Raw genomic sequence first — 19,314 nt, 5'->3', positions numbered from 1 at the left:
GCTCCACCGCCCGCACCACTCGCTCACGGAGATCCATCGAGCACGGTTTACCCATCCAGGCTGGCCTCCTCCCAGCCAGCATGGTGAATCACATTCCCTCGCCCCTGGGAATCCCCTTCCGATTCTAACCAACCTCATTCCGCTCTAGCCCTCCGTTCCCAGCTGCTCCAGCAGTGCCGCCAGCGAGGGCCGCAGGCGGCGCAGCTCGGCGCGGTGGATGGCGGATAGGCCGGCCAGCGCCGCCTCCGCCCGGTCGGTCAGGCCGACCAGGGCGCGGCGGCCGTCGGCCGGGTCGCTCTCGCGCCGCACCAGGCCCAGCGCCTCCAGCCGGTCGACCAGCCCGACCGTGCTGTGGTGCTTCTGCACCAGCTGCTCCGCCAGCTCGCCGATCGTCACCCGGTCGCGCCCCGGGAATCCCTTGATCGCCAGCAGCGCCTGGTGCTGCTGCGGCGTCAGCCCCGCCTGCTTCGCCGCCTCGCCGCTGAAATCCAGGAAGCGCCGCAGCGCGTGGCGGAACGCCGCCAGGGCCTCGAAATCCGCCTTGCTCAGGGCCTGGGTCATCGCGCCGCGCATCCTCGCACTTGAAATTATATCGCACTGCGATATTTATCCAGCGTCCGGGCTCAGCGCCGGATGCTCCTTGATCCTCCGGAACCCGGCCCGATGTCGAGACCCGCAGACCCGGCGGCGCACCCCCGCGCCGCCACGACCCGTTCCGCCCGGCTGCCTTCGGCCAAGCTCGGCGACTTCACCTTCGACCGCGGCGCGCTGCGGCTGATCGCCATGGCGCCGGTGGTCGGCACCGCCGGCACCGCCGCCGCCTGGGCGCTGCTGCAGCTGATCGCCCTGGTCACCAACCTGGCCTATTTCGGCCGGATCTCGACCGCCGTGGTCGATCTCGGCCAGTCGCCCTGGGGCCTGGCCGCGGCGCTGGTGCCGCCAGCCGGCTGCCTGATCATCGGCCTGATGGCGCGCTACGGATCGGAGAAGATCCGCGGCCACGGCATCCCGGAGGCGATCGAGGCGATCCTGATCGGCAGCAGCCGGATCCAGCCCAAGGTGGCGGTGCTGAAGCCGCTGTCCTCCGCCGTCTCGATCGGCACCGGCGGCCCGTTCGGCGCGGAGGGCCCGATCATCATGACCGGCGGCGCGCTGGGGTCGCTGTTCGCCCAGCTGTTCCACCTGACCTCGGCGGAGCGGAAGACCCTGCTGGTGGCCGGCGCCGCCGCCGGCATGACCGCGATCTTCGGCACCCCGGTCGCCGCGGTGCTGCTGGCGGTCGAGCTGCTGCTGTTCGAATGGAAGCCGCGCAGCCTGATCCCGGTCGCCACCGCAGCCATCGTCGCCGCGGCCTGGCGTCCGTTGATGTTCGAGACCGGGCCGCTCTTCGCCTTCTCCGGCATGGTCGACCTGTCCGGCCCGGCGCTCCTCGCCGTGGTCGGCGTCGGCATCGTCGCGGGTTTCGGCTCCGGCCTCCTCACCGCGCTGGTCTACGGCTTCGAGGATTTGTTCGAGCGGCTGCCGATCCACTGGATGTGGTGGCCGGTGCTGGGCGGTGTCGCCATCGGCGCGGGTGGGCTGATCGAGCCTGCGGCGCTGGGCGTCGGCTACGACTCGATCCGCGCCCTGCTGGCCGGTCACCTGGCGTCGGGCGAGGTGCTGCGCCTGCTGGTGGTCAAGGCGCTGATCTGGTCGATCGCGCTCGGCTCCGGCACCTCGGGCGGCGTGCTGGCGCCGTTGCTGATCATGGGCGGGGCGCTGGGCGCGCTGGAGGGCACGGTGCTGCCGGGCGGCAGCGGCGTCTGGGCGCTCCTGGGCATGGCGGCGATGATGGGCGGCACCATGCGTTCGCCGCTGACCGCCGCGGTGTTCGCGGTCGAGCTGACCGGCAACCTGGCGATGCTGCCGGCGCTGCTGGCGGCCTGCGTCGCCGCCTACGCCGTCACCGTGCTGCTGCTGAAGCGGTCGATCCTGACCGAGAAGATCGCCCGGCGCGGCCACCACATCCTGCGTGAATACATCGTCGACCCGTTCGAGCTGACCCGCGTCGGCGACGTCATGGTGGCCAAGGTCGATACGCTGCCGGCGGCGATGACGGTGGACGACGCGGTCGCCTTCTTCACCGAGGAGGACGGCCCCCGGCACAAGAGCTATCCGGTGGTGGACGAGGCCGGCCGCCCGGTCGGCATGGTGGCGCGGGCCGACGTGCTGCGCTGGACCGTCTCCGGCTGGCCGCGCGGCACCAGCCTGGCCGACGCCGTCTCCGGCCTGCCGCTGGTGACCGGCCATCCGGACGAGATGGTCGGCCGGGTGGCCGACCGGATGGCGGAGGGCGACGCCGGCCGCGTCCCGGTCACGCGGCGCGAGGACGGCGTGCTGGTCGGCATCCTGGCGCGGAAGGACCTGCTGCGGGTGCGGGCCCGGCTCAGGACCGAGGAGATCGAGCGCGCAAGGCTGCTGCGGCCTGGCGGGCAGAGGTAGGGCGGATCTCCGGTGTTTGAGCGCGGCCTCTCCCATCCTCTGCCGTCATTGCGAGGAGGCGAAGCCGACGAAGCAATCCAGGGGCCGGTTCGCACCGGCCCCTGGATTGCTTCGCTGCGCTCGCAATGACGGCGTTCGGAATTCTGACGGGCTGAGCTACTCCGCCGCCGCCCGTCGCTGGTCGCGGTCGGCGACGTAGCGGCGGACGGCCTGGCCGAAGGCGGCGAACAGGGCCACCGAATCCGGGTTCTCGCGGAACTTCCACTCCGGGTGCCACTGGGTGGCCAGGCCGAAATAGGGCGCGGCCTCGATCCGCACCGCCTCGATCTGCCCGTCCGGCGCCGTCGCCTCGACCTTGAGGCCGGCGCCCAGCCGGTCGATGCCCTGGGCGTGGATGGTGTTCACGGTGGTCTCGGCCTTGCCGAACAGCGCCGCCAGCGCGCCGCCCTCGGCCAGCGCCACCGGATGGGCCGGGCCGTACTGCACCTCGACCGGCTTGCTGTCGTCGGCGCGGTGGTCGGCGCGGCCGGGCACGCGCTCGACATGCTGGTGCAGCGTGCCGCCGCAGACCACGTTCAGCTCCTGCAGCCCGCGGCAGATCGCCAGCACCGGGATGCCGCGCTCGACCGCCCGGCGGATCAGCGGCAGGGTGGTGGCGTCGCGGTCCGGGTCGTGCAGCGTGCCGGGCTCGCTGGCCTCGCCGCCGTAGTGCTTCGGCTCGACGTTGGAGACGCTGCCGGTGACCAGCAGGCCGTCCAGCCGGTCCAGCACCGCGTCGATGTCGTGCCAGCCGCCCAGCGCCGGGATCAGGAAGGGCAGGCAGTCCGCCCCCTCCGACACCGCGCGGATGTACTTGTCGCCGACGACGTGGAACGGATGGGCCCCGAGCTGCTTGACGCAGGCGGGAACGCCGACGACGGGACGGGTGGCGGGCATAGGCAAGGCTCCTGGACCGGTTCCGTCATATTTCGCCGCGGGGGGCGGGTTCGACCAGCCCCGCGGGGGCGGGAATGGCCCTGCGGCTCGCGCATGGCTCGGGCGGCCCGGCCTGCGTATCGGCCGTGCCACGACAATGCCTTGTATAGCCCCTTCCGGCTGGCCGCGATCCGTGGGTATAAGCGAGTCGACGAGCGAGAGCGGGGGGCCCATGTTCCTGGTTCCGACCTATGTCGCGCAGAGCGCGATCCACGGCCTGGGCGTGTTCGCCGCGGCGCCGATCGCCGAGGGCACGCCGATCTGGCGGTTCGAGCCGGCGATCGACAAGGTGGTGCCGGAGGCGGTGGTGGCCGCGTTGCCCGAGGTGCCGCGCCGCTTCTTCGAGACCTACGCCTATCTGTCGCCGGACTTCCCGGGCGGCTACGTCCTGAACGGCGACGACGCGCGCTTCCTGAACCATGACGACGATCCGAACACCGACAATTCCGGGCCGGTGACCCTGGCGGCGCGCGACATCGCGGCGGGCGAGGAGATCACCTGCGATTATCTCGTCTGCTGCATCGAGGAGCGGGACGGCCCGCTGGCGCGCCGGCTGGAGCCGGCGGAGTCGTGAGCCTCGTCCTGCGCCCGATCCGCGAGGCCGATCTGGATTTGGTCCGAAAGCTGCAGGCGGACTCCTTCGCGGCGCTGGCCGGCGACATCCACAGCCCGGCACAGATCGCGGCGCATGTCGACCTGATCATGGCGCCGGACTATGCCGGCGAGCTGCTGTCGAACAACCTGCTGGTGGCCGAGGCGCCGGACGGCGCCGTGGTCGCCACCGCCGGCTGGTGCCGGGTGCCGGACGACGCCGAGGTGGCGCGGCTGCGCAAGGTCTTCGTCGCGCCGGACCGGGCCGGCCAGGGCCTCGGCCGCCGCATGGTCGAGGCCGCCGAGGAGGCGGCCCGCGCCGCCGGCTTCCGCCGCTTCCGGGTGCGCGCCAACGCCAATGCCGAGGCGTTCTACGCCCGGCTCGGCTACAGCCCGGTCCGGCATGAGGAGATGCCGACGGCCGGCGGCGTGACCCTGCCGACCGTGATCATGGTCAAGGGCTGACCGCCCCGGCGGATCTCCATATGGCGGCAAAATAAACAAATAAAATTTGTTATTTTTTATAAATCATCGATAGCGTACGGTTAATTATGCCTGACGTAGGGAATGGCTCGGGCGGATGCCGCCGGGCGAGCGTCGGTGTGCCCGTCCGGGCAGAAACTACATCCCGAAAAAGCAAATGTATAGCTTTGAGCGTTCACGGAAGGGGTAATCGTGCCGATCCACAATCGTCTCCGCCAGGCAGCGCTTCTGGCGGCTGCGGCACTGGCCGCAAGCCCCTCCTTCGCGGCTGACGGGGCGCCGGTCACCGGCGGCACGCTGATCTATCTGGAGCAGCAGGCCCACACCAACCTGTACCCGCCGGCGGGCGGCTTCTACCCGAATGGCGGGATCCTGAACCAGATCACCGACAAGCTGACCTGGCAGGACCCGAAGACGCTCGAGATCAAGCCCTGGATCGCCGAGTCCTGGGCCGTCAACGCCGACGCCACGGAATACACCTTCAAGCTTCGCAAGGACGTCACCTTCTCCGACGGCACGCCGCTCGACGCCGCCGCGGTGGCGAAGAACTATGACACCTATGGCAAGGGGAACGCGGCGCTGAAGCTGCCGGTGTCCGAGGTCATCAACAATTACGACCGCAGCGAGGTGGTCGACCCGCAGACGGTGCGCTTCTTCTTCAAGAAGCCGTCGCCCGGCTTCCTGCAGGGCACCTCGGTGATCGGCTCCGGCCTGGTCTCGCTCGCCACCCTGGCGCGGCCCTTCGACGAGCTGGGCGACGCCACCAAGATCATAGGCTCCGGCCCCTTCACGGTCGAGAGCGAGACGCTGGGCAAGGAGCTGGTGCTGAAGGCGCGCGCCGACTACGCCTGGGGCCCGGCGCCGCTGGCGCATCAGGGCCGCGCCTATCTCGACGGCATCCGCTACATCGTGACGCCGGAGGACAGCGTCCGCATCGGCGCGCTCCTGGCCGGCCAGGCCGACTTCATCCGCCAGGTCCAGGCCTATGACGAGCCGCAGGTGAAGGACAACGGCTACCTCGTCTATGCCGGCCCGACCCGCGGCGTGAACAACAGCGTCGTGTTCCGGCCGGACAATCCGCTGGTGGCCGATGTCCGGGTGCGGCAGGCGCTGCTGCACGCGACCGACGCGGATGAGATCGTCGGCACCCTGTTCTCCGACAACTACCCGAAGGCGACGTCGATCATCGCCTCGACCGCGCTGGGCTATGTCGACCTGTCGGCCAAGCTGACCCATGACGAGGCGCTGGCGAAGCGGCTGCTCGACGAGGCCGGCTGGACGCCCGGCGCCGACGGGCTGCGCCACAAGGACGGCAAGGCGCTGGAGCTGACCGCCTACGAATCCCTGCCGCAGCCGCAGAACAAGGAGACGTTGCAGCTGGTGGCCCAGCAATGGGCCCGGGTCGGGGTCAAGCTGAACGTGCTGGCCGGCGATTCCGGCAGCGCCACGGTTGACAACCTGGACCCGGAGAAGACGCCGGTGTCGCCGGCCATGGTCGGCCGCGCCGACCCGGACGTGATCAAGAGCCAGTTCTACCCGTCGAACCGCGACGTGCTGCGCCAGAAGGGCGGCGCCAGCACCAAGGTGAAGAGCTTCGTCGACGACAAGCTCAACGGCCTGCTGGTGGCGCTGTCCTCCGAGCCGGACAAGGCCAAGCGGCTGCAGCTCGTCGCCGAGGTCCAGGCCTATGTCATCGACCAGGCCTATGCGATCCCGATCTTCGAGGAGCCGCAGGCCTATGCCGGCGCGCCCTATGTCAAGGACATCGCCTTCGAGGCGGTCGGCCGGCCGTACTTCTACAACACCTGGCTGGCTGAGCACTGAGCGGCGGAAGGTCCGACGGATGCTCAACGTGGCAAGACAAAACGCGTTGCCTCTCCCGCTTGCGGGAGAGGCCGGACATCCGAAGGATGTCCGGGTGAGGGGACGTCGCGGTCCATCCGAGCGCGCGGCCTTGCCGCAGATGAGCGAATGGTCCTCTCCTGACGCCAAGGCAGCTCCCATGATCGAGATCGAGCGGCCCTCACCCGGAACCGCTGACGCGGTTCCGACCTCTCCCGCAAGCGGGAGAGGCAATCCGCTCTCACCGGAGACATCCGTGTCCCGCAGAGACGCCGGGGACTCGAGTGGGATCGCGAGGTCCTTCCCATGACCCGCTATCTCCTCGGCCGGGTCGGGCAGGCGGCGCTGGTGCTGTGGGCGGCGTTCACGGCGGCCTTCATCCTGCTGCAGGCCCTGCCGGGCGACGCCATCCTGATCAAGTTCCAGAACCCGGAGCTGGGGCTGAGCCCGGCCCAGATCGCCGAAATCCGCCAGTCCTACGGCGCCGACAGCCCGGTCTGGACGCAGTACCTGCACACGCTGGGCGGCTTCCTGACCGGCGATTTCGGCACCTCGGTCCAGGCCGGCGTGCCGGTCGGGCAGTCGCTGCTGGCCAACCTGCCGCCGACCGTCTGGCTGGCCGGCTTCGGCTTCGCGCTGGCGGTGCTGCTGGCGGTGGCGATCGCGGCCCTGTCCAGCCTGGCCGCCTTCGCCTGGCTGCGCTCGGCGGTGCAGTCGCTGCCGTCGCTGTTCGTCTCGGTGCCGACCTTCTGGCTCGGCATCATGCTGATCCAGGTCTTCTCCTTCCGGCTGAAGCTGATCCCGGTGATCAACCCCGGGCCGTGGGAAGGGCTGGTCCTGCCGGTGCTGACCCTGGCGGTGCCGATCTCGGCGCCGCTGGCGCAGATCCTGGTGCGCAGCATCGACGAGATCTCGACCCATCCCTTCGTCGCCGTGGCCCGGGCCAAGGGCGCCTCGCGCGCCGGGGTGCTGTGGCGGCATGTGGCGTGCAACGCGCTGCTGCCGACCCTGACCATCGCCGGCGTGCTGTTCGGCGAGATCCTGGCCGGCGCCGTCATCACCGAGACCGTGTTCGGGCTGAACGGCCTGGGCACACTGACCGAGCGGGCGGTGCGCAACCAGGACACGGCGGTGATCCAGGCCGTCGTCGTGCTGTCCGCCGCCGGCTTCGTCCTGGTCAACCTGGCCGTGGACCTGCTGGCCCCGGTGCTGGACCCGCGCCTCAGATCCCGCGGAGCCGCCGCATGACCTCGCTGCAGACCACCGACCGCGCGCTGCCGGCGCGGCCGCCCCGCCGCCCGGCCTTCGCCTGGCTCGGCCGGGTGCAGCCCGGCCTGCTGCTGTCCTGGGCGGTGATCGCCCTCGTCACGGCCTGGGCGGTCGCGCCCGGCCTGTTCACCGGCTACAGCGCCATCGCCGGCGTGCCGCGGGAGAAGCTGCGCGCGCCGAGCGCCGAGCACATCCTGGGCACCGACGCGCTGGGCCGCGACCTGTTCGCCCGCATCGTCCATGGCGCGGTCAACTCGCTGTCCGGCGCCTTCGTCGCGGTCGCCGTCGGCCTCCTGGTCGGCACCGCCATCGGCCTGATCGCGGGGTCGATCGGCCGGCGGACCGACGCGGTGCTGATGCGCATCGTCGACGTGCTGCTGTCGGTGCCGTCGCTGTTGCTGTCGCTGGCCATCATCATCCTGCTCGGCTTCGGCACGGTGCATGCCGCGATCGCCGTCGGCGTCACCTCGATCGGCCGCTTCGCCCGGCTGGCCCGGTCGGAGGTGATCCTGGTGCGCCGGTCCGACTATGTCGAGGCCGCCTTCGGCAGCGGCGGCCGCTTCGGCGCCGTGCTGTGGCGGCACATCCTGCCGAATTCCGTCACCTCGGTGATCGCGCTCGCCGCGGTGCAGTTCGGCACCGCGATCCTGCAGATCTCGACCCTCGGCTTCCTCGGCTATGGCGCGCCGCCGCCGACGCCGGAATGGGGCCTCTTGATCGCCGAGGGCCGCAACTACATCGCCACCTCCTGGTGGCTGACCACCGTGCCCGGCGTGGTCGTGGTGCTGGTGGTGCTGGCCGCCAACCGCATCGGCCGGTCGATCGGGCGGAGGACGCTATGACCGTGCCGGTGCTGGAGGTCGAGAACCTCAGCGTCTCCTATGTGGGCGACCGCGCCGGCGCGCATTGCGTGGTCGACGGCGTCTCCTTCCGCATCCAGCCGGGCGAGGTGGTGGCGCTGGTCGGCGAATCCGGCTCCGGCAAGACCACCACGGCCCAGGCGGTGATCGGCCTCTTGCCCGAGAACGGCCGGGTCGACGGCGGGGCCATCCGGCTGGCGGGCACCGACATCTCCGGCTGGTCGCAGAAGCGGCTCGACACCATTCGCGGCGCCCGCATCAGCCTGATCCCGCAGGACCCCGGCAGCTCGCTGAATCCGGTCAAGACCATCGGCGCCCAGGTCGAGGAGATCCTGGCCATCCATCGCCGCGGCGACCGGGTCCCCAACCGGGCACGGGTGGTCGAGCTGCTGGGCCGGGTCGGCCTGTCGCGGCCGGAGCTGCGCGCGCGGCAATATCCGCACGAGCTGTCGGGCGGCATGAAGCAGCGCGTGCTGATCGCCATTGCCATCGCGCTGCAGCCGTCGCTGATCATCGCCGACGAGCCGACCAGCGCCCTCGACGTCACGGTGCAGCGCCGGATCCTCGACCTGATCGACGAGCTGCGGCGGGAGTTCGGCACCGCCGTGCTGCTGGTGACGCATGATCTCGGCGTCGCCGCCGACCGCGCCGACCGGCTGATCGTGCTGCAGGGCGGCCGGATCCAGGAGCAGGGGCCGGCGGCGGAGATCCTGGCGGCGCCGCGCAGCGCCTATACGAGGCAGCTGCTGGCCGATGCGCCGTCTTTGGCGAAGGCCGAGCGGCGGGCGCGGCGGCCGGCGGCCGAGGGCGACGACGCCATCGTGGTCGAGGGGCTGGTGCAGGATTTCGACCTGCCGGGGCGCGGCGGCCCCTTCCGTGCCGTCGACGGCCTGTCCTTCGCCGTGCGGCGCGGCACCACCCACGCTTTGGTCGGCGAATCCGGCTCCGGCAAGACCACCACGGTCCGCGCGGTCGTAGGGTTCCAGAAGCCCACCGCCGGCCGGATCCTGATCGGCGGCGCCGACCCGGCGGCCTTGAAGGGCGAGGCGCTGCGCCAGTTCCGCCGCAGCATCCAGCTGGTCTACCAGAACCCGTTCGGGTCGCTCGACCCGCGGCAGAGCATCTTCGAGATCATCGAGGAGCCGCTCCTGAACTTCGAGCGCCTGCCGAAGCCCGACCGCGCCCGCAGGGTGCGCGACATGCTCGACCGGGTCGGCCTGCCGCAGGCGGTACTGGACCGACGGCCGCGGGCGCTGTCCGGCGGGCAGCGGCAGCGCGTCGCCATCGCCCGCGCCCTGGTGCTGGACCCGCAGGTGCTGGTGCTGGACGAGGCGGTGTCGGCGCTGGACGTCACCGTCCAGGCCCAGATCCTCGGCCTGCTCGACACGCTGCAGCGCGACCTCGGCCTGACCTACCTCTTCGTGTCGCACGACCTCGCCGTGGTCCGGCAGATCGCCGACACCGTCTCGGTGCTGCACAACGGCCGGCAGGTCGATGCCGGGCCGGTGGAGGCGGTGTTCCGCAACCCGCGCAGCGACTACACGCGCGAGCTGATCGACGCCATCCCCGGGCGCCGCCTCGCCGTCTCCGCATGAAAGGCTTCGTTCCGTGACCATCCAGCGGCTCGGCTTCTTCACCCGGCTTCTCGACGAGGCGAGCGCGCAGGAGCGCTATCGCCTGGCGACCGAGCAGATCACGACGGCGGAGCGGCACGGCTTCGACAGCGCCTGGGTCGCCCAGCACCATTTCCACGAGCCGGAGGGCGGGCTGCCGGCGCCGCTGGTGTTCCTGGCCCAGGTCGCGGCCCGCACCTCCCGCATCCGCCTCGGCACCGGCATCATCACCCTGCCGCTGGAGCACCCGGTGCGGGTGGCGGAGGATGCGGCGGTGCTGGACCTCCTGGCCGACGGGCGGCTGGAGCTCGGCCTCGGCACCGGCGGCACGCCCTCGGCCTTCGCCGCCTTCGGCCTCGACAGCGCCGACCGGTCGCAGATCTTCGCCAAGCATCTCCAGGTGCTGCTCGACGCCTGGGGCGGCCGGCCGCTCGACGGCGCCGACACCCGGCTGTACCCGGCGGCGCCGCAGCTCCTGGAGCGGATCTGGCAGGCCACCTTCTCGGTCGCCGGCGGCGCCCGGGCCGGGGCGGCGGGCGACGGGCTGATGCTGTCGCGCACACAGCCGCGGCCGGCCGACGCGCCCGACGCCACCCTGGCGGAGATCCAGGACCCGATCATCGACGCCTATCTGGCGGCGCTGCCGGCGGGCAGGGAACCGCGCATCCTGGCGTCGCGCAGCGTCTATGTCGCCGACGACCGGGACGAGGCGCGGCGCTTCGCCGAGCGCGGGCTGCGCCGCCAGGCCGACCGCTTCGCCGCCGCCGGCCGCGGCGCCCCGGGCGACACGCTGGACCAGCTGATCGCCGCCTTCGACGTCCATCTCGGCACGCCGGAGGAGGTGATCGCCTCGCTGCGCGCCGACGGCACGCTGCGCCGCGCCACCGACCTGGTGGTGCAGGTGCATTCGGTCGACCCGCCGCACCCCTTCATCCTGCGCTCGATCGAGCTGGTGGCGCAGGAGGTGGCGCCCGCCTTCGGCTGGGCCCGCCGGGACCGGGGCGACGACATCCGCCTCGCCGCCGCGTCCTGCTGACGCCGCTGACTGTTCGTGAGAAGGACCAGACGATGAGTGAACCGACGGCCGACGTCATCGACCTGCTGGCCGGGGTCGAGCGTGGCTCCGCCCTCGACCGCATCCGGGACCAGCGCCCGGTGGCCCGCGAGAACGCGCAGAAGAGCTGGGCGGCGCTGTTCGAGCCCGAGGACCCCGGCACGGTGTCGCTGCCGGAGCGATATGCCGTCGCCGCCTTCGTCGCGGCGCTGCACCGCGAGCCGGGAACGGCCCGCTTCTACGCCGGGGCCCTGGCCGGGCTCAATTCAGGTCTCGCCGTCGCCGTGGCGGCCGAGGCGGAGCGGGCGGGGGCGGAAGGGCCCTATGGCCACTACCCGGAAGGGCCGCTCAGCGCCGAGGACAGGCGCGGGCCGGTCTACCACGTCTCGGGCGATGGCCGTTCGGTGCTGGGGCCCCGCCTCGCGGCGGCGCTGGCGCACACGCATCTGCTGGTGTTCCGCCCGCGCGATGCCAGCGCCGCGGCGCTGCAGGCGCTGCTCGACGCCGGCTGGTCGACCACCGACATCGTCACCCTGTCGCAGCTCGTCGCCTTCCTGTCCTTCCAGATCCGAATCGTCGCCGGGCTGCGCGCCCTGGCCGCCGCCTGAGGCCCGCCATGACCGAGACCGTCCTGACCCATCCCGACAACCGCGAGCCGACCGTCTTCACCCAGGACGAACTCGGCTGGCTGCCCTGGCTGGAGCCGTATCCGGCCGACCAGCTGACCGAACGGCACCTCGCCGGGCTGGTCGACGCGGCCCGCGCCAAATCCGACTATTTTCGGCTGCTGGTGCGCGACCCGGACGTGCTGCAGGCGCGGACGAAGACCGACAAGGACATCTTCTACAACCCCGAGGGCGGCCTGCCGCGGGCGGAGCGCGAGCTGGCGGCCACCGCGACCTCGCGCCTCAACGGCTGCATCTACTGCGCCTCGGTCCATTCCCGCTTCGCCACCGTCCATTCCAAGCGCGGCGACGACGTGCAGCGGCTGCTGGACGAGGGCGTCGGCGCCGATCTGGGCGAGCGCTGGAACGCCATCGTCGCCGCCTCGGTGGCGCTGACCGAGACTCCGGGATCGTTCGGGGCCGATCATGTCCGCCGGCTGCGCGCGGCCGGGCTGGACGATGCTGCGGTCGCCGACGTGATCCAGGGCGCCGCCTTCTTCAACTGGGCCAACCGCCTGATGCTGTCGCTGGGCGAGCCGCAGGTGCAGGCCTGACCGCGCCGCGCCGACACGGGAGACGACCATGACCCTGCCGCTCGACCATGTGGTGATCGCCGTCCGCGACCTGGACCGGACCGTCGCCGACTACCGGGCGCTCGGCTTCACCGTGGCGCCGGGCGGGGAGCACACCCATGGCGCCAGCCACAACGCGCTGATCGTCTTCGCCGACGGCGCCTATATCGAGTTGATCGCCTTCCGCCGCCCGAACCCGGAGTTCCGCTGGTGGCGGGTGCTGGACCAGGCCGGCGACGGGCTGGTCGATTTCGCCCTGCTGCCCGGCGACATCGCGGCCGATGTGGCGGCGGCGAAGGCGCGCGGCCTCGCCCTCGAAGGCCCGACCGATGGCGGCCGGCTGCGGCCGGATGGCGAGCGGCTGGAATGGCGCACGGCCCGGGCCGCGACCTCGGACCTGCCCTTCCTGTGCGGCGACGTCACGCCGCGCCGGCTGCGGGTGCCGGAGGGCGATGTCCGCCGCCACGCCAACGGCGCGCTCGGCATCGCCGGGGTCGAGATCGCCGTGGCGGATCCGGCGGCCAGCGGCCGGCGCTATGCCGCCCTGCTGGGCGCCGAAGCCGGGCCCGGGGCGCCGATCGGGCTGGGCAATGGCCAGTCCGTGCATCTGCTCGGCCCGGACCGCGCCGGCGTGGCGCTGGAGACCCGCGGCGAGGGGCCGGTGTCGCTGACGCTGCGCGTCGCCCCCGGCGGCGCGACGGACGATCTCGACCCCGCGCGCACCCGCGGCGTCCGCATCCGGCGGATCGCGTAGCCTTCAGGCCGGTTCTGCTCCGGACCGCCGGGCCAGAAGGTGCAGGGCGACGTAGAGGTCCTGCACCGACAGCCCGGAGCTGTCGAACACCGTGACCTCATCGGCGGACCGGCGGCCGGGGTGGCGGCCCGCCAGGACATCGCCGATCGCGACCGGCGCGGCGTCGGCCGGGGCGTGCTGGAACTCGCCGATGGCGCGGGACTGGCTCGGCAGGTCGCAGAACAGGCTCGCCTGGGCCAGGAGCCGCGGGGGCAGCTCCTGCTTGCCGCGGGCGTCCGAGCCCATGCTGGCGATGTGCGTGCCGGGGCGGACCCAGCCGGCGTCGAACAGCGGCGCCGTCGCCGAGGTCGCGGTGACGATGATGTCGGCGGCGGCGCAGGCGGCCTCGGCCGTGGCCGTCTCCGCTGCCAGGCCCCGGTCGCGCAGCTCGGCCGCCATCGCGGTACCCTGGGCCGGGTTCCGCGCCACCACCAGCACGCGGCGGATCGGGCGGATGCGGGCCACGGCGGCGCATTCGTACCGGGCCTGGTGGCCGGCGCCGAAGATGGCGAGGGTGGCGGCGTCGGGCCGGGCCAGCGCGTCGGCGGCCACGGCGTCGGCCGCGGCCGTGCGGTAGGCGTTGAGGGTGCCGGCCTCGATCGCCGCGCCGATCCGGCCCTTCTCCTGGTCGAACAGCAGGATCAGCGAGTTGTGGCGCGGCAGGCCGGCCGCCGGGTTGCCCGGCCAGAAGGAGCCGACCTTGAGCCCCGCCACATCGGCCGCGGCGGCCGCCTTGACGGTGAAGCGGTTCTCCCGCACCGACCCGTGGCCATGCACCACCGGAAAGCTCTCCGTGCCGTCGTCGCAGACGGCGATCAGCGCCTCGCGGACGGCGGCATAGGCCATCTCATGCGTGGCCAGCGCGGCGGATTCGGCTTCGGCGACGAACAGCATCATGGACCTCCTGCGATGTCTACCAGCCGCCGAAGCGCGGCCAATGGATGAGCCCCGCCGCCGGGTCGGCCGGCAGCACCTCGTAGCCGCCGAACTGGGCCGCGGTGGCGCAGGCATGGTTCGGCAGGATGCGCAGGCGGGTGCCGACCGGCAGGTCGGGCAGCACGCCCCGGCTGCCGGGGCGAAGCGTGACGATGCCATGCTCCTGGTTGGCGGCCGAGACGATCAGGTCGGCGAGGACCGCGCCCTCGCCGTCGCAGACCAGCCCGTAGCCCTGGTCGACGGCCTGGGCCATCGTGCCCCGGTCGCGCGACATCGCCATCCAGCCGGCGTCGATGAAGAGGCAGCCGCGCTCGCTGTTCCGGCCGATGACGCTGGTCAGCACCGACAGCGCGATGTTGTCGGTCGAGCAGACGCCGATGCCGGCCATGACCAGGTCGAAGAAGACATAGACGCCGGCGCGGACCTCGGTGACGCCGGACAGGTCGCGGGCGGCATGCGCGGTCGGCGTCGAGCCGACGCTGACCACGGGGCAGGGCAGGCCGGCCGCCCGCAGCGCCCCGGCCGCCGCCACGGCGGCGGACCGCTCGCGCTCGGCGAAGGCGGCATGCGCCTCGGCGCCGGACACGCCGTAGCTCTCCCCGGCATGGGTCAGCACCCCGCGCAGCGCGGCGCCGCCGTCCTGCAGGATGCGGCCGACCGCGACGAGGGCCGGGTCGTCTGGCCGCAGCCCGCCGCGATGGCCGTCGCAATCGACCTCGATCAGCGCGGGGATCTGATCGCCGGCCCGCCGCGACGCCTCGGCCACGGCCGCCGCCTGCTCGGGCGAATCGAGGAGGATCGAGAGGTCGCAGCCCCGCGCCCGCAGGGCGAGGACCTGGTCGAGCTTCCGCGGCGCGATGCCGACGGCGTAGAGGATGTCCCGGATGCCGGCCGCGGCGAACACCTCCGCCTCCTTCAGCGTCGAGACCGTGGCCGGGCCGTTGCCGCCGGCCAGCAGGCGCCGCGCGACCTCGACCGATTTCGCCGTCTTGAGATGCGGGCGCAGCGCCACGTCCAGCGGCCGCAGCCGGCCGCGCAGGCGCTCGATGTTGCGGAGCATGCGGCCCTCGTCGAGGACGAGGCTCGGCGTCGGCAGGGCGGACAGGCGGTCGGGCATCGGCGGCTTCCGGTATGGGCTCCCGATCTTTAGGCCGTTGCCGGCGCAGCCGCAATTTACCGCTGATTGATATCAGGTTAACTTCAGACTTAATGATCTCGTCGCAGGACCTCCAGTTCTTCGCCGTGGTGGCGGCCTCCCCCTCGCTCGCGGCCGCGGCCCGCGCCCTCGGCGTCACCCCGCCGGCGGTGACCCAGCGCCTCCGCCAGCTCGAGGCGCGGCTGAAGGTGCGCCTCGCCGAGCGGTCCGGGCGGCGGCTGCGGCTCACGGCCGAGGGCGCCCTGCTGGCCGAGCGCGGCGCCGGCGTGCTGGCGGAGATGGCGGGGATCGCCGAGAGCATCGCCGACCGGCGCCAGGCCGTGCTGGGGCATCTGCGGGTCGCCGCGCCCTTCGGCTTCGGGCGGGCCTATGTCGCCCCGGCCATGGCGGCGCTGAAGGCGGAGCATCCGGAGGTCGAGCTGACCCTGACCCTGTTCGAGGATCCCGCCGGCAGCCTCTCGGCCGGCAGCTGGGACGTGCTGGTCCAGGTCGGGCCGCTGGCGGATTCGGCGCTGACCCTGCGGCGGCTGGCGCCGAACCGCCGCCTGCTCTGCGCCGCGCCGTCCTATCTGGCGCGGCGCGGCATGCCCGGCCGGCCGGAGGATCTGCAGGCCCATGACTGCGCCGTGATCCGCGAGGACCGGGCCGACGTCACGCTCTGGGGCTTCACCCATGCGGATGGGCGGCGGGCCACGGTCCGGATCCATCCGGCGATGAACAGCAATGACGGCGGCGTGGTGCGGCGCTGGGGCCTGGCTGGCCTCGGCATCATCCAGCGCTCGGAATGGGACGTCGCGGCGGATCTGCGGGCCGGTCGCCTGGTGCCGCTGCTGCCGGGCTGGCGGCTGCCGGACGCCGATGTGGTGGCGCTGCTTGGCTCGCGCACCGGCCGCGTCGCGCGGACGGAGCGGTTCCTCGGCATCCTGGAGGGGAGCCTGCGGCCGGTCCCGTGGCGAAGCGGGACCTGAGGCCATGCGGCGCGCATGCTGTGCCGGGGGCGCGCCGGCGTCCGGAACGGATCTCTCCGCTGGGGCGATCCGGGGTCGCGGTGAAGTGCTGCATCCCGTGACGCTGCAACCGGCGGAAGTCGGCATGCCGGACGGCATCCAACCGCGCCCGAAAGCGGACGTGGCCCACGGAGGGAACTGTCGGCGATCCCTGCGGGCAAGCGCATGTTCGAGCATCGAGCCAGGCCAACCCAATGGCGGCTTTTGAGACACTCCCCCTGACCGCGCCGACGGCATTGGGCGGAAAGCGGAACTATCTGTTGTCTCTCAGCTCCCCCGTTCTGCAATCGATAATAGTCTTAGAGCCTGCGTCATCTTCCAAGACGACGATGTTTTCGTCGACAAATGTCACAATATCATCCCAGTATTTCTCCCTGTGCCATAACAATTTTCCATCACCACTCACAGAGGCGGTGCCACTTTCATACAAGACAATCAGAGCGTGGCCGAAGGCATCAGCTCTTACACTATAAAATCCTGTGTCCTCGTGGGCGGCTCGGAACAACTGTGTTGAAGTGAGTACGGATGGAGGATTCGCACAAAAAATGAGCATTCGTGTTAAGCCGATGGCTATGACCAAGCTTTTCCATTGAACAAATTTTAAAATTGGGACTAAGCCGTTGCGCTCAGGCAAAAACCTAAGTCCAGAGAACGATTTCTCGACTACAATCTCTCCGCCAAAGCGAAATAAAACATCGGCTGGGCGGCTGCCTTTGTTTAATCTGGCGGAGACATAGATGTCAGAGGCGCCAAGGAGTGTCTCAACAGAACTAAGTTTTGCCTCCAAGATATCTGCCATAGATTAAACTCCTGCCAGACGTATCAGTCGCAGATGCCTTCCAGATTGCCACGAGCTGCCAGATATTGCATCCGTCGTGCCAACGCGGGCGGGTCGCTTCCGAAGTGATGCTCAGAGCTGACCGCTTTAGGTCGCGTCCGGTCATGTCCGCTTCAAGGTGCCGGTTGAAATGGCCGGTTTCGGGCGTGCTGATCGGGCCGTGTCGGCCGGAAAGCGCCGGGATCTCTCACGTTCGGTCGATGTCCGCTGTTGCGGCGCGAACGCGATGACCGCATTTCGCGCCCACGCGAAGCCGACGCTATGGCGTGCCGATCATATCCGGAGGAAATGTTGCCGCCAGATGGTCGATGAAACTCCGCACCGCAGGCGGCAGCCCGCGCCGCGTGGTGAAAACGAGATGAACGATCCCCTCGTAGCCGGACCACTCCGGAAACACTCGGACGAGATGCCCTGCCTCGAGGTGATCGCGGCAACTATGGTCCGGGAGCAGCGCGACGCCCAGCCCTGCCGCTGCAGCCTCGCGGATCGCCCCGAAATCGCTGCAACTCATCCGCGGTGAATGTCGAAGAACGTGCATCGCCCCGGCCGAATGCTCGAGATGCCATTCGATCTCGTCGGCGTCGTCGACGGTCGCGAGCGTCGGAAGCGAGGCCAGCGCTTCGAGACTAGACCCCGCTTCCTTCGCCACCCGTGGGGCGGCGATGAGAATGCGCCGGGACCGGCCGAGCGATCGCATGGTGAGCGTGGCATCCCCCGCCAGAGCCGTGCGAACCCGTAGAGCGACATCGATGCGCTCGGCAATGAGATCGACCGGCCGGTCGATCGCGATCATCTGGAGCCTGACCTTCGGGAACCTCGCCAGATACAGAGGGATGATCGGGGCGAGGATCTCGACGAGACCGGTCGGACAGCTGAACCGCACCCGGCCATGCGGCTCCGCCTGGGCCTGCGCCACCACCGCTTCGGCTTGCTCGGCATCCAGCACGATCGCACGGCAGCGTTCATAGAAGGCACGCCCGACCTCCGTCACTTGGAACCGACGGGTGGAGCGTTCGATGAGGCGAACGCCGAGCCTGGCCTCCAGCCTGGCGATCCTCCGGCTCAGCTTCGACTTCGGCTGGCGCAGGGCGCGGCCGGCCGGCGCGAAGCCGCCATGGGCCACGACTTCCGCGAAATAGACGTAGTCATTGAGATCAGGCATCGGTCTAGCGTTCCTGTTTCGGAACGATGAGTGTCACAATCGGTGTCTACATGCATCAGCGTTCTAAGGGCATCTCCTCCGTGGACGGCGAGCAGTTCGCCATCGCGAGGAGATCAATGATGAGCAGCAGATTTGAAGGCAAGGTTGTGGTCGTCACCGGCGGGACAAGCGGCATCGGTCTCGCGACGGCCAAGGCGTTCGCCGAGGAAGGCGCCTCCGTCTTCATCACCGGCCGCCGCCAAGGCGCTCTGGACGAGGCGGTGAAGGCGATCGGGGGGCGGGTGACCGGCATTCGTGCGGACATGTCCGTGCTCGCCGATATCGACAAGCTCTACGACTCCGTGCAGCAAAGGCATTCGCGGATCGACGTGATCTTCGCGAACGCCGGCGGTGGCGAGTTCAGCGCCCTGGGCGAGATCACCGAAGAGCATTTCGACCGGACATTTGCGACCAATGTGAAGGGCACTCTGTTCACGGTCCAGAAGGCGCTGCCGCTCCTGCGGGACGGCGGTTCGATCGTGCTCAACGCCTCGACCACAAGCGTCAGCGGCACTCCCGCCTTCAGCGTCTACAGCGCCACCAAGGCTGCTGTCCGCAGCTTCGCCCGCAACTGGATCCTTGATCTGAAGCAACGCCGGATCCGGGTCAACGCGGTCAGCCCCGGCGTAACCGATACGGCCGGGCTCGATGGCCTGTTCGGTGGCGGCGCGACGGCCGCGGGCATCAAATCCGACCTCGTCGGGCTGATCCCGGCGGGGCGGGTTGGACGGCCCGACGAGATCGCGAAGGCCGTTCTCTTCCTCGCCTCGGATGACGCGAGCTTCATCAACGGGATCGAACTCTTCGTGGACGGCGGGCAGACGCAGATCTGATATCTCAAGAGATCGACGACCGCGTCACCTACGGCGATGCACTCCCAGAGTTTGAGCTTCGAGTCCCAACTCTCGAGCGGCAGCTCCATGTTGGCGTACAGTCGGACGGCCATCATCGCAGGTTCCGGGTTCCCACCGGATTGGC

Annotated in this window: 19 protein-coding genes; 13 read left to right on the top strand and 6 right to left on the bottom strand. The window is 70.7% G+C overall.

The window, feature by feature from the left end; translation table 11 throughout:
- Positions 1 to 144 precede the first annotated feature (144 nt).
- Positions 145 to 561, bottom strand: coding sequence for a MarR family winged helix-turn-helix transcriptional regulator (locus BWR60_RS12950; RefSeq protein ID WP_230983039.1), 417 nt, complete (start codon positions 559 to 561; stop codon positions 145 to 147).
- 102 nt (positions 562 to 663) lie between these two features.
- Here BWR60_RS12950 and BWR60_RS12945 point away from each other — a divergent pair, with 102 nt between their 5' ends.
- Complete coding sequence (locus BWR60_RS12945) at positions 664 to 2,481, top strand: chloride channel protein (RefSeq protein WP_088151436.1); 1,818 nt, start codon at positions 664 to 666, stop codon at positions 2,479 to 2,481.
- A gap of 156 nt (positions 2,482 to 2,637) precedes the next feature.
- Here BWR60_RS12945 and BWR60_RS12940 read toward each other — a convergent pair whose 3' ends face one another.
- Positions 2,638 to 3,417, bottom strand: coding sequence for a gamma-glutamyl-gamma-aminobutyrate hydrolase family protein (locus BWR60_RS12940; protein WP_088151435.1), 780 nt, complete (start codon positions 3,415 to 3,417; stop codon positions 2,638 to 2,640).
- 211 nt (positions 3,418 to 3,628) lie between these two features.
- Between BWR60_RS12940 and BWR60_RS12935 the strand changes: the two genes are divergently transcribed.
- From BWR60_RS12935 to BWR60_RS12890, 10 genes are all read left to right on the top strand, one after another.
- The gene (locus tag BWR60_RS12935; protein WP_088151434.1) at positions 3,629 to 4,030 is read left to right on the top strand and encodes an SET domain-containing protein; all 402 of its coding nucleotides are present in this window, start codon (positions 3,629 to 3,631) and stop codon (positions 4,028 to 4,030) included.
- A complete protein-coding gene (locus tag BWR60_RS12930; protein ID WP_088151433.1) occupies positions 4,027 to 4,512 on the top strand; it encodes a GNAT family N-acetyltransferase in 486 nt (161 codons plus the stop codon). The genes BWR60_RS12935 and BWR60_RS12930 overlap by 4 nt, the downstream gene beginning before the upstream one ends.
- A gap of 210 nt (positions 4,513 to 4,722) precedes the next feature.
- The gene (locus BWR60_RS12925; protein ID WP_230983038.1) at positions 4,723 to 6,354 is read left to right on the top strand and encodes a TIGR04028 family ABC transporter substrate-binding protein; all 1,632 of its coding nucleotides are present in this window, start codon (positions 4,723 to 4,725) and stop codon (positions 6,352 to 6,354) included.
- A gap of 324 nt (positions 6,355 to 6,678) precedes the next feature.
- Positions 6,679 to 7,620, top strand: a complete 942-nt coding sequence (locus tag BWR60_RS12920) for an ABC transporter permease (RefSeq protein ID WP_088151432.1) — start codon at positions 6,679 to 6,681, stop codon at positions 7,618 to 7,620.
- A complete protein-coding gene (locus tag BWR60_RS12915; RefSeq protein WP_088151431.1) occupies positions 7,617 to 8,483 on the top strand; it encodes an ABC transporter permease in 867 nt (288 codons plus the stop codon). Before BWR60_RS12920 ends, BWR60_RS12915 begins: the two co-directional genes overlap by 4 nt.
- Positions 8,480 to 10,096, top strand: a complete 1,617-nt coding sequence (locus BWR60_RS12910; RefSeq protein ID WP_088151430.1) for a dipeptide ABC transporter ATP-binding protein — start codon at positions 8,480 to 8,482, stop codon at positions 10,094 to 10,096. The genes BWR60_RS12915 and BWR60_RS12910 overlap by 4 nt, the downstream gene beginning before the upstream one ends.
- 13 nt (positions 10,097 to 10,109) lie before the next feature.
- A complete protein-coding gene (locus BWR60_RS12905) occupies positions 10,110 to 11,150 on the top strand; it encodes a putative FMN-dependent luciferase-like monooxygenase (RefSeq protein WP_088151429.1) in 1,041 nt (346 codons plus the stop codon).
- Positions 11,151 to 11,182: 32 nt separating this feature from the next.
- A complete protein-coding gene (locus BWR60_RS12900) occupies positions 11,183 to 11,776 on the top strand; it encodes a CMD domain protein (protein WP_088151428.1) in 594 nt (197 codons plus the stop codon).
- A gap of 8 nt (positions 11,777 to 11,784) precedes the next feature.
- Positions 11,785 to 12,387, top strand: coding sequence for an alkylhydroperoxidase domain protein (locus BWR60_RS12895; protein WP_088151427.1), 603 nt, complete (start codon positions 11,785 to 11,787; stop codon positions 12,385 to 12,387).
- Positions 12,388 to 12,415: 28 nt separating this feature from the next.
- Positions 12,416 to 13,159: a VOC family protein gene (locus BWR60_RS12890; RefSeq protein WP_088151426.1), complete on the top strand. Its 744-nt coding sequence runs from the start codon at positions 12,416 to 12,418 to the stop codon at positions 13,157 to 13,159.
- Positions 13,160 to 13,162: 3 nt separating this feature from the next.
- On the opposite strand, the gene BWR60_RS12885 is transcribed toward BWR60_RS12890, so the two are convergent.
- On the bottom strand, positions 13,163 to 14,095 hold the full coding sequence (locus tag BWR60_RS12885; RefSeq protein ID WP_218823474.1) for an ornithine cyclodeaminase family protein: 933 nt from the start codon (positions 14,093 to 14,095) through the stop codon (positions 13,163 to 13,165).
- Between the two features lie 16 nt (positions 14,096 to 14,111).
- Positions 14,112 to 15,251: a DSD1 family PLP-dependent enzyme gene (locus tag BWR60_RS12880; RefSeq protein WP_088151425.1), complete on the bottom strand. Its 1,140-nt coding sequence runs from the start codon at positions 15,249 to 15,251 to the stop codon at positions 14,112 to 14,114.
- A 92-nt stretch (positions 15,252 to 15,343) separates the two neighbouring features.
- Between BWR60_RS12880 and BWR60_RS12875 the strand changes: the two genes are divergently transcribed.
- Positions 15,344 to 16,258: a LysR family transcriptional regulator gene (locus BWR60_RS12875; RefSeq protein WP_088151424.1), complete on the top strand. Its 915-nt coding sequence runs from the start codon at positions 15,344 to 15,346 to the stop codon at positions 16,256 to 16,258.
- Between the two features lie 292 nt (positions 16,259 to 16,550).
- Here the strand turns inward: BWR60_RS12875 and BWR60_RS36350 are convergent, their stop codons facing one another.
- Both BWR60_RS36350 and BWR60_RS12870 read right to left on the bottom strand, forming a co-directional pair.
- Complete coding sequence (locus tag BWR60_RS36350; RefSeq protein WP_144445612.1) at positions 16,551 to 17,096, bottom strand: hypothetical protein; 546 nt, start codon at positions 17,094 to 17,096, stop codon at positions 16,551 to 16,553.
- A 298-nt stretch (positions 17,097 to 17,394) separates the two neighbouring features.
- The gene (locus tag BWR60_RS12870; protein ID WP_088151423.1) at positions 17,395 to 18,297 is read right to left on the bottom strand and encodes a LysR substrate-binding domain-containing protein; all 903 of its coding nucleotides are present in this window, start codon (positions 18,295 to 18,297) and stop codon (positions 17,395 to 17,397) included.
- Positions 18,298 to 18,416: 119 nt separating this feature from the next.
- On the opposite strand from BWR60_RS12870, the gene BWR60_RS12865 reads away from it, so the two are divergent.
- A complete protein-coding gene (locus BWR60_RS12865) occupies positions 18,417 to 19,169 on the top strand; it encodes an SDR family NAD(P)-dependent oxidoreductase (protein ID WP_088151422.1) in 753 nt (250 codons plus the stop codon).
- The last annotated feature ends 145 nt before the right edge of the window (positions 19,170 to 19,314 follow it).

The organism is Inquilinus limosus (genome assembly GCF_002195995.1).
In the GTDB taxonomy this organism is placed as follows: domain Bacteria; phylum Pseudomonadota; class Alphaproteobacteria; order DSM-16000; family Inquilinaceae; genus Inquilinus; species Inquilinus limosus_C.
Note: the sequence above shows the minus strand (reverse complement) of the source record. Positions and strands in the feature narration are given on the sequence as shown.

Excerpts from the sequence above, each read along its gene's own strand:
- BWR60_RS12950 (WP_230983039.1), bottom strand. The coding sequence starts at position 561 with ATGACCCAGGCCCTGAGCAAGGCGGATTTCGAGGCCCTGGCGGCGTTC.
- BWR60_RS12945 (WP_088151436.1), top strand. The coding sequence starts at position 664 with ATGTCGAGACCCGCAGACCCGGCGGCGCACCCCCGCGCCGCCACGACC.
- BWR60_RS12940 (WP_088151435.1), bottom strand. The coding sequence starts at position 3,417 with ATGCCCGCCACCCGTCCCGTCGTCGGCGTTCCCGCCTGCGTCAAGCAG.
- BWR60_RS12935 (WP_088151434.1), top strand. The coding sequence starts at position 3,629 with ATGTTCCTGGTTCCGACCTATGTCGCGCAGAGCGCGATCCACGGCCTG.
- BWR60_RS12920 (WP_088151432.1), top strand. The coding sequence starts at position 6,679 with ATGACCCGCTATCTCCTCGGCCGGGTCGGGCAGGCGGCGCTGGTGCTG.
- BWR60_RS12915 (WP_088151431.1), top strand. The coding sequence starts at position 7,617 with ATGACCTCGCTGCAGACCACCGACCGCGCGCTGCCGGCGCGGCCGCCC.
- BWR60_RS12910 (WP_088151430.1), top strand. The coding sequence starts at position 8,480 with ATGACCGTGCCGGTGCTGGAGGTCGAGAACCTCAGCGTCTCCTATGTG.
- BWR60_RS12900 (WP_088151428.1), top strand. The coding sequence starts at position 11,183 with ATGAGTGAACCGACGGCCGACGTCATCGACCTGCTGGCCGGGGTCGAG.
- BWR60_RS12895 (WP_088151427.1), top strand. The coding sequence starts at position 11,785 with ATGACCGAGACCGTCCTGACCCATCCCGACAACCGCGAGCCGACCGTC.
- BWR60_RS12890 (WP_088151426.1), top strand. The coding sequence starts at position 12,416 with ATGACCCTGCCGCTCGACCATGTGGTGATCGCCGTCCGCGACCTGGAC.
- BWR60_RS12885 (WP_218823474.1), bottom strand. The coding sequence starts at position 14,095 with ATGATGCTGTTCGTCGCCGAAGCCGAATCCGCCGCGCTGGCCACGCAT.
- BWR60_RS12880 (WP_088151425.1), bottom strand. The coding sequence starts at position 15,251 with ATGCCCGACCGCCTGTCCGCCCTGCCGACGCCGAGCCTCGTCCTCGAC.
- BWR60_RS12875 (WP_088151424.1), top strand. The coding sequence starts at position 15,344 with ATGATCTCGTCGCAGGACCTCCAGTTCTTCGCCGTGGTGGCGGCCTCC.
- BWR60_RS36350 (WP_144445612.1), bottom strand. The coding sequence starts at position 17,096 with ATGGCAGATATCTTGGAGGCAAAACTTAGTTCTGTTGAGACACTCCTT.
- BWR60_RS12870 (WP_088151423.1), bottom strand. The coding sequence starts at position 18,297 with ATGCCTGATCTCAATGACTACGTCTATTTCGCGGAAGTCGTGGCCCAT.
- BWR60_RS12865 (WP_088151422.1), top strand. The coding sequence starts at position 18,417 with ATGAGCAGCAGATTTGAAGGCAAGGTTGTGGTCGTCACCGGCGGGACA.